Source organism: Paenibacillus sp. Y916, assembly GCF_056786435.1.
Genome location: NZ_JBXCJA010000012.1, coordinates 119,845 through 134,621, shown reverse-complemented (window position 1 = coordinate 134,621; position 14,777 = coordinate 119,845). Strand labels below are relative to the sequence as shown.

Sequence of the window (14,777 nt, the reverse complement as noted above, 5' to 3'; positions counted from 1 at the left end):
AGGAGTGTTATTACAAGTGTCTGAAGCTTACAAAAAAGCAGGGGTAGATATCGCGGCAGGGAACGAAGCGGTAGAACGAATGAAGAAGCATGTGAAGCGTACAATGCGTCCAGAAGTGATGACGGATCTTGGAGGATTCGGCGCTTTATTCAGTCTGAATAAGGATAAATACGAAGAGCCTGTATTAGTATCAGGTACGGATGGTGTTGGTACAAAGTTGAAGATTGCTTTTGCCATGGATAAACATGACACGATTGGGATTGATGCTGTAGCGATGTGTGTGAATGATATCGTTGTACAAGGAGCAGAACCGCTATTCTTCCTCGACTATCTTGCGTGCGATAAAGTGGTGCCTGAGAAGATTGAAGCCATCGTAGCTGGAATCGCTGAAGGATGTCATCAAGCAGGATGTGCATTAACAGGTGGTGAAACTGCAGAAATGCCTGGTATGTATTCAGAAGGTGAATATGACATTGCTGGATTTACAGTAGGTATTGTCGATAAGAAGAATATCATTAATGGTTCTACTATCGCTCCTGGGGACACTGTCATTGGGCTTGCTTCCAGTGGTGTACACAGCAATGGATTCTCCTTAGTACGGAAGCTTCTTCTAGAAGAAGCAGGATATGATCTACATGATGAAATCACTGAACTTGGTGGGAAATTAGGAGATACATTGCTGATACCAACCAAGATTTATGTGAAGTCTTTGCTTGCTTTGATAGAGAAGCTGAAAGTCAAAGGTATGGCTCATATTACGGGTGGTGGATTTATTGAGAACATCCCACGTATGCTACCAGATAACGTAAACGTTGATGTTGACTATGGTTCATGGCCGATCCTACCGATATTTGAATTAATGCAGAATAAAGGAAATATTACGAATCGCGATATGTTTACTACCTTCAATATGGGAATCGGTATGGTAATTATCGTACGCGAAGAAGATGCAGCTGAAGCACTTACTATTTTGAAGAGTAATGGAGAAGACGCATATATTATTGGCCGTGTGAACGAAGGAGAATCCATCGTAACTTTCACTGGGGCTGAGGTGTAATGGATCACTACCGGATTGCTGTATTTGCTTCAGGAGAAGGAAGTAATTTTCAGACGCTTGTAGATGCTAGTAAAGCAGGATTGCTCGGCGGTGCTAAGGTGGAATTGTTAGTGTGCGATAAGCCTGAGGTAAGGGTTGTTAAGCGTGCACGTGATGCGGGGATACCTGTTCACTTATTCATGCCTAAGTCTTATTCTTCACGTGAAGCGTATGAAGCAGAGATCGTGGAGCAGTTAGAAGCGCTGAATATAGAGTTAGTCGTGTTAGCTGGCTATATGCGTCTGTTGACATCTATCATGGTAGACAAATATGCTGGGCGTATTATTAACATTCATCCATCATTACTGCCATCTTTTCCTGGGACGAATGCCATTCAACAAGCACTCACCTATGGTGTAAAAGTGACAGGAGCTACTGTTCATTTCGTAGATGGTGGAATGGATACAGGTTCTATTATCGCTCAACAAAGTGTCGAAATTATGCCAGAGGCAAGTGTGGATTCACTTGCTAAAGAGATACATTCGATAGAGCAGGAGTTGTATCCGCGAGTTGTGTCATGGTTTGCAGAGGGACGTGTACTGCTAAACGACAGACAGGTAACGATATTACCGTATAAATAACGTCGATTCATCAACAGATATGAGTGTGCAAGGCATGTCGATATTTCTCGGGAAATATTACAATCCATCACATATATAAGGAGGATCCAATTCGTGAGTATAAAAAGAGCGTTAGTCAGCGTGTCGGATAAACAGGGCATCGTGGATTTTTGCCGCGAACTGTCTGCATTAGGAGTGGAGATTATTTCGACTGGGGGAACAAGCAATCTACTTGCAAAAGAAGGCGTTCCAGTCATCGGAATTTCAGAAGTTACGGGGTTCCCGGAAGTTATGGATGGTCGAGTTAAAACATTGCATCCAGCCGTACACAGCGGATTATTGGCTGTACGTGATAACGTGGAACATCAACAACAGATGAAGGAATTGGATCTTGGGTATATCGACCTTGTTGTCGTGAACCTGTATCCTTTTCAAGAAACCATTGCTAAACCAGGCGTATCGTATGAAGAAGCTATTGAGAACATTGACATTGGCGGACCAACTATGCTCCGTTCAGGTGCTAAGAACCATGCCTTTGTTAGTGTAGTTGTCGACTCTAGCGATTATAGTTCAGTGCTTGAGGAAATCCGCAAGGATGGAGATACGACACTGGAAACACGCAAACGGCTTGCGGCAAAAGTGTTCCGCCACACGGCGGCTTACGACGCCCTAATCTCCGATTATTTGTCGAATGTAACTGGAGATCCACTACCAGAGCGTCTAACAGTGACATATGAGAAAATACAAGATTTACGCTACGGTGAGAATCCGCATCAAAAAGCAGCGTTTTACCGTAAACCATTAGCTCCACAAGGTACGCTCACGACGGCTGAACAGCTTCATGGTAAGGAATTATCTTATAATAATATTAATGATGCCAATGCTGCCTTACAAATCGTGAAGGAATTCGATGAGCCAACAGTTGTAGCGGTTAAGCATATGAACCCATGTGGTGTTGGAACGGGAAGTAATGTGTATGAGGCTTATCAAAAAGCTTACAATGCAGATCCGACTTCCATCTTCGGTGGGATTGTAGCAGCGAATCGTACGATTGATGCAGATACAGCGGAACTTCTGAAAGAGATTTTCTTAGAAATTATTATTGCACCTGACTTCACGCCTGAAGCTCTTGAAATTCTAACGAAGAAGAAAAATATTCGTCTGTTAAAAATGGGTGAATTCGGCGCATCTAAAGAGCGTACTGGACAATTCCTATTCACTTCTATTGATGGTGGAATGGTCGTTCAAGAGAGCGATATTCATTCCGTTGATGTATCAGATTTGAAGGTCGTTACAGATCGTCAACCAACCGAGGATGAATTAAAGCAACTGTTGTTTGGATGGAAGATAGTTAAGCATGTGAAGTCTAATGCGATTGTACTTGCAGCGGATAATATGACCGTTGGTGTAGGTGCAGGACAGATGAATCGTGTCGGTTCAGCGAAGATAGCGATTGAGCAGGCTGGAGATAAGGCTAAAGGCTCGGCGCTCGCTTCTGATGCCTTCTTCCCAATGGGAGATACGGTTGAATTTGCGGCTAAAGCCGGAATTACAGCTATTATTCAACCAGGTGGATCGATCAAAGACGAAGAGTCGATTAAAGTTGCGAATGAGTATGGCATTGCAATGGTATTCACAGGAGTACGTCACTTTAAACACTAGATAGTACGAGTTCAAAAGGTCACTTGTTGATATACTTCATGATCAAATGGTGACTTTTTGAAAATATAAGAAAGTATAAGTTTTACCTGAATCAATTTCATAATCGCCGATGCAGCAAAATCGGGTTGCGTAATTATGATATTGATTCCTGATACTCTATTCCTTATATTTCCGCTGAAACGGGTACCGTCTTGAAAAAGACGGCATAGCCGTTTCTACTTGATAATTTCTAAATACAAAAAGGTAATCAAAAGGAGTGCGAACATGGATATATTAGTCGTTGGCGGTGGGGGTCGTGAGCACGCCATCATATGGGCGCTTGCGAAGAGCCCGCAGGCTGGACGCATATACTGCGCGCCGGGGAATGCTGGAATAGGAACGTTAGCTGAATGCGTACCTATTGCTGTAAATGAGTTCGACGCTCTGACTGCTTTTGCGAAAGAGAAGAACATTGGATTCGTTGTCATTGGTCCTGATGATCCATTAGTTGATGGTATTGTGGATGCATTTGAAGCGGAGAGTATTCCGGTATTTGGACCACGTAAAAATGCAGCAGCGATTGAAGGAAGTAAGACATTTATGAAGGATTTAATGCATAAATATGATATTCCGACAGCAGCTTATGAGAAGTTCGACAACTACGAGGATGCTAAGGCATACTTACTGACTCAGCAGGTTCCTATCGTGATTAAGGCAGATGGATTGGCAGCAGGCAAAGGTGTTACGGTTGCCTTTGATATGGAGCAAGCCGAAACTGCACTATATGATATTATGGTGAGTAAAGTATTTGGCGATGCAGGAAGTCATGTGGTAATCGAAGAGTTTCTTGCTGGTCAAGAAATGTCGATTCTCGCATTTGTAGATGGAGAAACGGTTCGACCGATGGTTGCCGCTCAAGATCATAAGCAGGTATTCGATAATGATCAAGGGCCTAATACAGGTGGAATGGGAACATATTCTCCACTTCCACATATTGATTCGGCGATTATCGAAGAAGCCATCGAAAAGATCATCAAGCCAACGGCTAAGGCAATGGTTGCCGAAGGACGTTCTTTCCGCGGCATATTGTTCGCTGGGTTGATGATTTCTCCAGATGGAACACCGAAGACGATTGAATTCAATGCTCGTTTTGGAGATCCTGAGACGCAGGTCGTACTACCAAGGTTGAAAAGTGACCTTCTAACGATCATGATGGCTGCCGTGAACGGAACACTGGCTGACATCGAGATACAATGGAGCGACGAAGCCGCGGTATGTGTGGTGCTTGCATCAGGTGGTTACCCTGCATCATATCCTAAAGGTATCGCTATTCATGGACTAGACGATGTGAAGGATGCACTTGTATTCCATGCGGGTACTGCTAAGAATGCCGCAGGCGAGTGGGTAACGAATGGGGGGCGTGTTCTAGGCGTTGTCGGTCTAGGACAAGACATTGCCAGTGCTCGTGCTAAGGCGTACGAAGAAGCGGCTTATATTGAGTTTGAAGGCAAGCAACTACGTTCGGACATTGCAGCCAAAGCACTTCTGTAGTTGAGAAGGATTAGATAGAGTAACATGTGATGTAATATCGGGGGAACAAGAGCGGATTACCAATATATATAGATCTAATGAATAGATCATAAAAAAAAGAGGCCTTCCTGGTAATAGGAAGGCCTCTTTAGATTTACTTGCGTAGGACATAGCTATGATGACGGATAGTTATTACGATGTCATCGCATGCATCCCATTGAAGTCCATTCATGCGATAGAAAAGCATATAATGGTGAAAGTAGACTCCCAAAATAGGCTTACCTATGACGGAAGACAGAAGTGAGTGGAGCAGTTGTACGAAGTACACTTATTTAGAGAAAAGAGGGAGAGTAGAGAGAAATAGACGCATATATGCAGTTAAAATATGGAGAACAGTTAAAAGTAGGGGATTCACAGTAATTAGATGTCCTTTTTACAACTAAACTGAGGTTAAATGAAAATTGGTCAAATTTAAGTGTACAATTGGCATCTATTAGCGATCCGTTATTTGGATAATCAACAGGCATGGTTAAGAAGTCCCACCGAAAGCAGGAAGGCCTCTTTAGATATAGAGATTGAGCAAATAGTATAGCTGAAAAACTAGTGATTGAATAACCAGAAATATTTAGCGAAGCGAATGGAATTGTCTTGGAGAAGCGTAGCGGTCGCCTTTGCCCCTGAATTTTCACCGCAAATAGCGTTAAAATCATAAAAATTCGGGGGCAACAGTGATCGGCAGGACAATCCATACGCATAGCGCTCACATTTGCTGATTATTCTAGTACTTTTTCAGTATTTATTTCGAAAGATCAACAAAGCCCTCCCCGAATACATCACGTACATCATGAATCGTTACAAAAGCGTTGATATCAATCGCTTTAACAATCTTCTTGAGAGTGGAAACTTCCTGCTTGCTGATAACAATATAAAGAACTTCTTTAGCAGCTTTGGTGTAGTAGCCATGACCCGAGAGAACAGTAACTCCGCGTTCCATGAACAGAGTAACTCTCTCAGCAATTTGGTCTTGTTCTTCTGAGATGATCATAACGGCTTTCTTCGGATTGAGGCCTTCAATGATAAAGTCCATGACCTTTGTCGCCACATATAGCATGATAATCGTGAACATCAGACTTTCTGCTCCAATAATGAAGTAAGAAGAGAAAACAACAATTAAATCGAAAAATAATAAAGAGTAGCTTATATTCCAGTCGAGATATTTATTGGTCATTCTTGCAAGAATCGCCGTTCCAGCAGTTGTGCCCCCAACACGTATAATGATTCCGATCCCAGCGCCTGTAAAGACACCTCCGAAGATTGCGTTAACGATTAATTCACTGGAGGAGATATTCCAGCTCTCGGTTAAATGTAGAAAGAGGGAATTGAATAGTACTGCAATAATAGTATAGATCGTCGTTTGTTTGTCCAAAAATTTATAACCAGCGATGAGTAAGAAAGAATTGATAATCAAGTTGACTAATCCAGGGGACCATTGGAAAAGGTAGTAAAAGATAATGGTTAAACCTGTAACCCCACCCTCTCCCAATTCATTCGGGATAACGAACAGATTAACTGCTAATGCGAACAGAAAAGTTCCTAACATAATAAATGCGATATCGATAATTTTCTTTTTCATGTAATAGCCGCCTTTGTTGTATTCAATGTGACTTTCATGTAATAATATTATATTTTACAAGTTGCAAAGAATAAATCGTAACTCTCTATGATACATATGTCAATAATATTTATTGCCTAAGAAGAGGTGAAAAGGGGATCCTCAAATAGTGGTCATGATGGTTGCATTGTATCTCCAACTGATATATTATTAAATTAATAGTCTTAATATTGAAATAATAAAAATAGTGATATGAATATATAATTGGAGGGGTATATAATGAAGCATATTTTTAAACAAGGAAGCGATACATCTGCACCTACACTCGTTTTATTTCATGGTACGGGAGGGACGGAACAGGATTTATTACCGATAGGTGAAATGATATCACCTAAATCATCTATACTCAGTCTTCGTGGTAATGTGTTGGAGAACGGAATGCCACGATTCTTCCGTCGATTGGCGGAAGGAGTATTCGATCTAGAAGATCTCGTCTTACGAACGCGAGAAGTGTATGAATTCTTAAATGAAGCAGCAGAGAAATATGAGGTGGATCGACATAACATGGTAGCTCTGGGCTATTCTAACGGTGCAAACATCGCCGCTAGCTTATTGTTCCATTATGAGGATGCTTTTAAAGGGGCTATTCTGCATCATCCGATGGTTCCTTTGCGTGGTAAGTCACTTCCTAATTTATTAGGGATACCTGTATTCATTGGAGCAGGACGGAATGATCAGATGTGCTCTGCACAAGAATCTGAAGATCTCCATGCATTATTAACCGAAGCAGGGGCGATCATGGAACTTCACTGGGAGAATAACGGACATCAACTAACCCGAACAGAGATACTTGCCGCTGGCGAATGGTTCGGGGAACATTTCTAATTCTAATGGGTTAAGGTTTGCTTGAGAAATACGTCTGAAAAGAGTACGCTAGAAAGATAAGAAATAGAAAAAGACAGCGTCGGACGTTGCCATATAACCATTGGAGTGAGGAAAAGGATGACAGAATTAATAAATAAGACTAAGCCAAGCCAAGTGATGATGGAAGATATCGTTCGGGCACATCATGTTCTGCGGGAAGTTATTGTTCGTACACCGCTACAGTGGGATGCTGTACTTTCGGCTAAGTATAACTGTAAAGTATATCTGAAAAGAGAGGACTTGCAGGTGGTACGCTCCTTCAAAATTCGTGGTGCTTATAATATGATTCGTAATCTATCAGAGGAAGAATTAGCGAAAGGGATTGTCTGTGCAAGTGCTGGGAATCACGCTCAGGGTGTGGCCTTTTCTTGCAAGACATTAGGCATTCAAGGGAAGATTTATATGCCGAGTACGACACCTAACCAGAAAGTGAAACAGGTGAGACGATTCGGTGGTGAGAATGTTCAAGTAGTACTCACGGGTGATACGTATGATGATGCTTATGCTGCAGCGATGAAGGTATGTGAAGAACATGAGATGACGTTCATACATCCTTTTGACGAACCTCGTATTATTGCAGGAAACGGGACGATTGCTATGGAAGTGATGGAGGACTTAGATACCGCTGCTGACTTTATTTTTGTGACCATAGGTGGTGGTGGACTGGCTGCGGGTATAAGTTCGTATATGAAGGCGGTTAGTCCTCAGACGAAGCTGATTGGGGTAGAGCCACTTGGGGCGGCATCGATGAGTGAGGCACTATTACGTAAGGAAGTTGTGACTTTAGATGAGATTGATAAATTTGTGGATGGTGCTGCGGTTAAACGTGTAGGGGATCTACCCTATGAGATATGTGCTAATTCGCTTGATGATATAGTGAAGGTGCCTGAAGGTAAAGTATGTACAACGATATTAGAACTGTATAATGAGAACGCGATCGTCGTAGAACCAGCAGGAGCATTGACGGTTTCAGCATTAGAGTTATATCGTGAACAAATTATAGGCAAAACAGTTGTCTGTATTATTAGTGGTGGGAATAATGATATTGCTCGAATGCAGGAAATTAAGGAAAGATCGCTTATTTATGAAGGGCTTAAGCATTATTTCATGATTAACTTTCCGCAACGTGCTGGTGCACTTCGAGAATTTCTTGAAGATGTGTTAGGCCCCGGAGATGATATTACAAACTTCGAGTACACGAAGAAGCATAATAAAGAGAATGGTCCAGCGCTTGTAGGGATTGAATTGGATTCTAAAGAAGATTATGGTGCTTTGGTTGAACGCTTAGACCGTAAAGGTTTTGATTATAAGGAACTTAATAAAGATGCGAACTTATTTAATCTATTATTCTAGAGGAAGTTCAAAAAGACGACTTTGTGAACTTGTATTTCTAGTTTTCAATAATCGAATCAATAGCGTGTATGCGGGAAATCCGTGTGCACGCTATTTGGTTATCCTCTCTACAAAGTAAATAGTTCACTCACATCTACTGGAGGGGATGAATATTTATAGTTCCATTCATTGGTGGAGGGGTCATACTGGTAATCTTCTTTCCAACTTGTGATATTGGCAACAATGGAGCGAATGGCAGCGATAATGAGATAAATTTCACGATGGGTCATAATAGGATGAATGGATAATCGAACCCAACCAGGCTTGTAGGTTAGATCGCCCTGATCTAGTAGATTTGAAATGATCTTTGAGGTGTAACTATTAATATGGAGTAAGTAGTGTCCGTAAGGACCTGCGCAGGAGCAACCTCCACGAGCCTGTATTCCAAAACGATCATTAAGTAGCTTAGTGAACAAGTTATAGTGAATGTTAAGGGCAACAAAAGACACAATACCGATACGTTCCATCTGAGAGCTCTCCAATACCAATATTCCAGATATTTGGGTTAATTCGTTCATAAGGCGAGAGGTTAATTCACGATCACGCTGGATAAGTTGTTTAAAACCCATACGTTCTTTCAGACGAATACATAATGCCGCTCTAATGGTTTGTAGAATGGGAGGTGTACCTCCATCTTCGCGTGTCTCAATATCCTCAAAAAATTGATGAGCACCCCAAGCATTAGTGAAAGATACGGTTCCACCTCCAGGATGATCTGGTATTCGGTTCTTATACAATTTTGAATTAAAAATGAGGATGCCGCTACTCCCGGGGCCACCCAGAAACTTATGAGGAGAGAAAAATATGCCATCCAATTGATCAGTTGGTAAGGAAGGGTGCATGTTCATTTCGACGTAAGGAGCACTTGCCGAGAAATCAATAAAACATACCCCACCGAACTCATGCATCTTTCGTGCCAACTCATGATAAGGTGTTTGGATTCCAGTCACATTGGAACATGCTGTGAAGGAACCTATTTTACAAGTACGATGGCGATACTTTAATAATGCTTGTTCTAACTTCATTGGATCCACGTCCCCATGATCTCCTGGGTCAATACTTACGACATCCCCAATGGTTTCGGACCATGAAAGTTGATTGGAATGATGCTCCATATGACTAACAAAGATAACCGGACGGTTCTCCTCAGATAAGGTGAAATAACCATGAAGCCATTCAGGAGTTTTTAGCCCTAATATGCGTTGTAATTTGTTTACGGCTGATGTCATACCTGCGTCGGTCATGATAAGAATATCATGTTCGCTAGCATTCACGTGTCGTTTAATGATATTCCGTGCTTCCGTGTAGGCACTAGTCATGGTTGTGCTTGTAATATTAGACTTCGTATGTGTATTAGCCATATAGGGTCCGAAACGCTCTGTAATACATGATTCAATAGGTCCGTATAGACGTCCACTTGCAGCCCAATCCGCATAGATGAGTTGCTTTTTCCCATAAGGGGATTGGAAAGAAAGGTCTATCCCTATCATATGATTACGAAATGAATTGAAATGTTGTTCTAATGAGCATGATTTGAATTCCTCGTGGAGATCCTTGATATCTAGATTGGGCACTAGTCTTACCTCCATCATATCTTGACATGAATTATTATCAGTATATGTTAGAGGGAAGGTATGGGTTAAAGCCCATCGTTACATCCATATCAATATCTCATACAGTATTTGGAAATATGAGTAGTATGACACAAGAAGGATTAACATATGCGAAAATACATATTGAATTTACCTAGTGAAATACGATACACTGTAATTATAAAATGTTAACGTTAACATTTCTGGTATTCAATCTAATCTGTTCATCTTTATGTACACAAATTCATTAAGAAGAGATGGTGAATGTATTGAAAAAGTTTATGGGAGAAGATTTTCTATTAACGACAGAGACTGCGGTCCAATTGTATGAGAATTATGCAAAGGATATGCCGATTATCGACTATCATTGCCATTTAAGCCCACAAGAAATCTATGAGAATAAGAAATTTAGAAATATTACGGAAGCATGGTTGTACGGTGATCACTATAAGTGGAGAGCCATGAGAGCAAACGGCGTTCCAGAACAATATATTACGGGTAACGCTAGTGATTATGACAAGTTTATCTCTTGGGCAAAGACAGTACCAATGCTCATCGGAAATCCACTCTATAACTGGACACATTTAGAATTACAACGTTTCTTTGGAGTTCATGAGGTACTGAACGAACAGAGCGCACCTGCAATATGGGAAAAGGTAAATGCTCAACTGACGGGTGATGGATTTAGTGCTAGAGATTTGATTGTGAAATCGAATGTTACTGTTATCTGTACAACAGATGATCCAGCCGATACATTAGAATATCATCAGCAGATTAAGCAATTAGATGATTTCAATGTAAGCGTGCTGCCTAGCTTTAGACCCGATAAGGGACTTGAAATTTGCCGAGAAGGCTTTCTACCATGGGTGGATAAATTGTCTACTACCTACGGATCAGCTATTAGAGATTATGAGACGCTGTTGCAGGCGTTGGAAGCTCGGGTTAGATTCTTCCATTCCACAGGAGGTCGAGTATCTGACCATGCGTTAGATACCGTAGTGTATGAAGAGTCTACGAGAGAAGAAGCTGGTACTATTTTTGCCAAGGCTCTAAAGGGGGAAGTCTTGACACTGGAAGATGAGAGTAAATATAAGACCTATACACTTACGTTCCTCGGTAAGTTATACGCTGAACTCGGTTGGGTAATGCAATTGCATATGAACGCGCTGAGAAACAATAATACGCGTATGTTAAATGAATTAGGACCTGATACGGGCTATGATTCCATGAATGATAACGATATTGCGAAACCGTTGGCGAAATTCCTAGATGGATTAGAGCAAGCGAATGCATTGCCGAAGACGATTCTATATTCACTGAATCCAAGAGATAACTACGTTATTGCTGGTATTATTGGAAACTTCCAAGGTGGTGGAGTTGCTGGGAAAATTCAATTCGGAACAGCATGGTGGTTCAATGATAATAAAGAAGGTATGCTTGATCAAATGAAGGTATTATCTAACTTGGGCTTATTGAGTCGTTTCGTAGGTATGTTGACGGATTCGCGAAGCTTCCTATCCTATACGCGACATGAATACTTCAGACGTCTAGTATGTCGTTTGATCGGAGAATGGGTCGAAGAAGGAGAAGTACCACATGATATGGCACTATTAGGCTCCATTGTAGAAGGGATTTCATACAAGAACGCGAAGGATTACTTTGCATTCTAATTGTTCTAATAGTGCGTGTTCAAAAAGTCGACTTTTTGAATAACCTCTAATAAAGGAAGGTACTCATATGTCCGTAACGATTAAAGATATAGCCAAACTGGCCAATGTATCGCACACTACTGTATCACGCGCACTCAACGATAGCCCGCTTATTAAAGCAGAAACCAAAAGGAAGATCGTGGACCTTGCGGAGCAGTTGAACTATATTCCCGATTACAATGCCAGAAGTTTGGTTATGCAGAAATCGTACACCGTGGGCGTATTTTTCACCAGTATTACGACGGGGACATCCTCCAGCTTCTTCGCAGATGTAATTCGTGGAGTGAACAGTGTCATCAGTGAGAATTACAATTTGTTCGTACGAGGGATCGATAACTATAAGGATTTCCATTCCATTAACAAAAAAAGATTTGATGGTATTATTCTGATGAGTCAAAGTGAAGTGGATAACGCATTTGTATATCATGTGATGCAGAGTGGAATTCCTTTTGTCGTCCTGAATCGCCAGGTGGAGGACCCTTCGATTATTAATATTGTGCCAAATGATAAAGTAGGCGCGTATGAGGCGGTATCGTATCTGATTACACAGGGACATGAACGGATCGCGATGATTGAAGGGATAGAAGGTTTTAAATCAACTCAGGTTCGGAAAGATGGATATCTGAGTGCTCTCATTGAGCACCGAATTCCAATTCGTCATGAGTATCTGCTACAGGGTAGCTATGATATGGAGAGTGGATATCAAGCACTGGAGCGGTTAATCGAACTAGAGTCACGTCCTACGGCGGTATTCTGTTCTAACGATGATATGGCTATTGGTGCTATGAGGGCAGCTTTTGATCATGGCATTAACATTCCTAATGAACTTTCTATCGTTGGATTCGATGATATTGGATTTGCGCACTATATGACACCTGCATTAACGACAGTGAAGAGACCTATAGAGCAGATTAGCATTGAAGGTGCGAAGAAAATACTTCAGTTGATCAATGAACCGAATAAGCTAGGAGAGCTCATATTTGTCGAGACGGAACTGAAAATCCGCGATTCAGTTAAGAAGAGGTAATCATAGGTGATTTCGTGTTAAGGATTAGCAAAAGATAAGCTATAGTGTGCAGTTTGTAGGAGAGATATCAATTCTGCAAACTGCACCAAGATTGGTTCGAAATGTGAAATAAATCACAATTACGATTGGAGTACAGATCATTGTTAGCTTGATTACAATAAATTGTTAACGTGTGCACATAACTATAAATATATGCAGGTAAATAATTGAATGGAGGAATGAATATGCAAACTATCAATCGAAATACATGGTCTCATAGCGATGGTGCAACTTATCCAACGAAAGTAGTACAGTTCGGCGAAGGTAATTTTCTTAGAGCATTTGTGGATTGGATGGTGGATGTTATGAATCGAGAGGCTGGATTCAATGGAAGCGTCGTTGTCGTCCAGCCATTAGCGGAAGGACTTGTCGATAAGCTGAATGAGCAGGATGGGCTTTATACGCTTTACTTACAAGGGATGAAGGATGGAATAGCTGTGAAGGAACACGATGTTATCAATAGCATCAGTAGGGGAATCAATCCATACACGGATCATTCAGCATATATGGCATTGGCCTCTAGCCCTGAACTTCGATTCATCGTCTCCAATACGACGGAAGCGGGGATTGCCTATGATCCTAACGATAAGCTTACGGATCAACCACAGAACAGTTTTCCTGGAAAGCTGACGGCATTCCTATATCAACGATATGTTGAATTCAAAGGGAATGAGAGTAAAGGTCTTATCATTATCCCCTGTGAATTGATTGATCGTAACGGAGATAAGCTGAAGAAGATTGTTCTGCAATATGCAGCACTATGGAAGCTTGAGCAAAAGTTCGTGGATTGGATCGAAGAATGCAACACATTCTGTTCAAGTCTAGTGGATCGAATTGTACCTGGATACCCGAAAGATTCAATTGCTGAAATTACGGAAGAGTTAGGGTATGAAGACAGTCTCGTTGTCGTTGGTGAACAATTTCATCTATGGGTTATTGAAGGACCGCAATGGATAAAGGAAGAATTCCCGGCAGAGGCTGCAGGACTAAATGTGCTTGTTGTTGATGATATGGCGCCATATCGGACACGGAAGGTGAGAATACTGAATGGTGCACATACAGGGATGATGCCTGTAGCTTATCTATATGGACTGGACACCGTAGGGGAGTCTATTGATCATGAGGTTGTTGGAAAATATGTTAGGCAAATGCTTGAGAAGGAGATCATACCGACACTTGATCTACCACAAGAAGAGTTAGAGTCTTTTGCCGAAGCCGTTATTGAAAGATTCCGTAATCCTTTTGTCCAACATTATCTGATGAGTATATCACTTAATTCGATATCTAAATTCAAAACAAGAAACCTACCATCACTTTTAGAGTACGTGAATAGAACCTCTGAAATTCCAGCTAAATTAGCATTCTCGCTCGCAGCTCTCATCATGTTTTATCAAGGGAAAAGAGGGGAAGAGACATATGAAGTGTCAGATGATGCCCCTATTCTAGAATTTTATGAAGCTCTGTGGGGTGCATGGGATGGTTCGTTTGTTGGCCTTGAGCAAGTTGTAATGAGCGCACTTGGAAATAAGACACACTGGGAAATGGACCTGAACACCGTTCCTGGATTAAGTCATGCAGTGTGGAGATATGTTGTAAATATGAACCAATTAGGGATGAAAGAATCATTGCTATTACTGATGCAGGAATAAAAAGGA

11 protein-coding genes are annotated in these 14,777 nt (G+C 41.4%); 9 read left to right on the top strand and 2 right to left on the bottom strand.

Going from position 1 to position 14,777, the window contains the following annotated elements; all coding sequences use genetic code 11:
- Positions 1–16 precede the first annotated feature (16 nt).
- The 4 genes from purM (at position 17) to purD (ending at position 4,848) form a co-directional block, all read left to right on the top strand.
- Entirely contained in the window at positions 17–1,057 is a 1,041-nt protein-coding gene (purM, locus tag AC1TO9_RS20305) for a phosphoribosylformylglycinamidine cyclo-ligase (RefSeq protein ID WP_482057060.1), read from the top strand.
- Positions 1,057–1,677: a phosphoribosylglycinamide formyltransferase gene (purN, locus tag AC1TO9_RS20300; protein ID WP_482057059.1), complete on the top strand. Its 621-nt coding sequence runs from the start codon at positions 1,057–1,059 to the stop codon at positions 1,675–1,677. The genes purM and purN overlap by 1 nt, the downstream gene beginning before the upstream one ends.
- Before the next feature lie 93 nt (positions 1,678–1,770).
- A complete protein-coding gene (purH, locus tag AC1TO9_RS20295; protein WP_482060327.1) occupies positions 1,771–3,318 on the top strand; it encodes a bifunctional phosphoribosylaminoimidazolecarboxamide formyltransferase/IMP cyclohydrolase in 1,548 nt (515 codons plus the stop codon).
- Between the two features lie 264 nt (positions 3,319–3,582).
- Positions 3,583–4,848, top strand: coding sequence for a phosphoribosylamine--glycine ligase (gene purD / locus AC1TO9_RS20290; RefSeq protein WP_482060326.1), 1,266 nt, complete (start codon positions 3,583–3,585; stop codon positions 4,846–4,848).
- Between the two features lie 775 nt (positions 4,849–5,623).
- Here the strand turns inward: purD and AC1TO9_RS20285 are convergent.
- Positions 5,624–6,460, bottom strand: a complete 837-nt coding sequence (locus AC1TO9_RS20285; RefSeq protein ID WP_482060325.1) for a YitT family protein — start codon at positions 6,458–6,460, stop codon at positions 5,624–5,626.
- 258 nt (positions 6,461–6,718) lie between these two features.
- Between AC1TO9_RS20285 and AC1TO9_RS20280 the strand changes: the two genes are divergently transcribed.
- Both AC1TO9_RS20280 and ilvA read left to right on the top strand, forming a co-directional pair.
- Positions 6,719–7,324, top strand: a complete 606-nt coding sequence (locus AC1TO9_RS20280) for an alpha/beta hydrolase (protein ID WP_482060324.1) — start codon at positions 6,719–6,721, stop codon at positions 7,322–7,324.
- Between the two features lie 117 nt (positions 7,325–7,441).
- Positions 7,442–8,716 (top strand): threonine ammonia-lyase IlvA, encoded by a 1,275-nt coding sequence (gene ilvA / locus AC1TO9_RS20275; protein WP_482057054.1) that lies wholly within the window; start codon positions 7,442–7,444, stop codon positions 8,714–8,716.
- Positions 8,717–8,823: 107 nt separating this feature from the next.
- Here ilvA and AC1TO9_RS20270 read toward each other — a convergent pair whose 3' ends face one another.
- Entirely contained in the window at positions 8,824–10,329 is a 1,506-nt protein-coding gene (locus AC1TO9_RS20270) for an aminotransferase class V-fold PLP-dependent enzyme (RefSeq protein WP_482060323.1), read from the bottom strand.
- Between the two features lie 299 nt (positions 10,330–10,628).
- On the opposite strand from AC1TO9_RS20270, the gene uxaC reads away from it, so the two are divergent.
- The 3 genes from uxaC (at position 10,629) to AC1TO9_RS20255 (ending at position 14,771) form a co-directional block, all read left to right on the top strand.
- A complete protein-coding gene (uxaC, locus tag AC1TO9_RS20265; protein ID WP_482060322.1) occupies positions 10,629–12,017 on the top strand; it encodes a glucuronate isomerase in 1,389 nt (462 codons plus the stop codon).
- A 67-nt stretch (positions 12,018–12,084) separates the two neighbouring features.
- Complete coding sequence (locus AC1TO9_RS20260; RefSeq protein ID WP_482057051.1) at positions 12,085–13,083, top strand: LacI family DNA-binding transcriptional regulator; 999 nt, start codon at positions 12,085–12,087, stop codon at positions 13,081–13,083.
- Positions 13,084–13,307: 224 nt separating this feature from the next.
- Entirely contained in the window at positions 13,308–14,771 is a 1,464-nt protein-coding gene (locus AC1TO9_RS20255; protein WP_482060321.1) for a tagaturonate reductase, read from the top strand.
- The last annotated feature ends 6 nt before the right edge of the window (positions 14,772–14,777 follow it).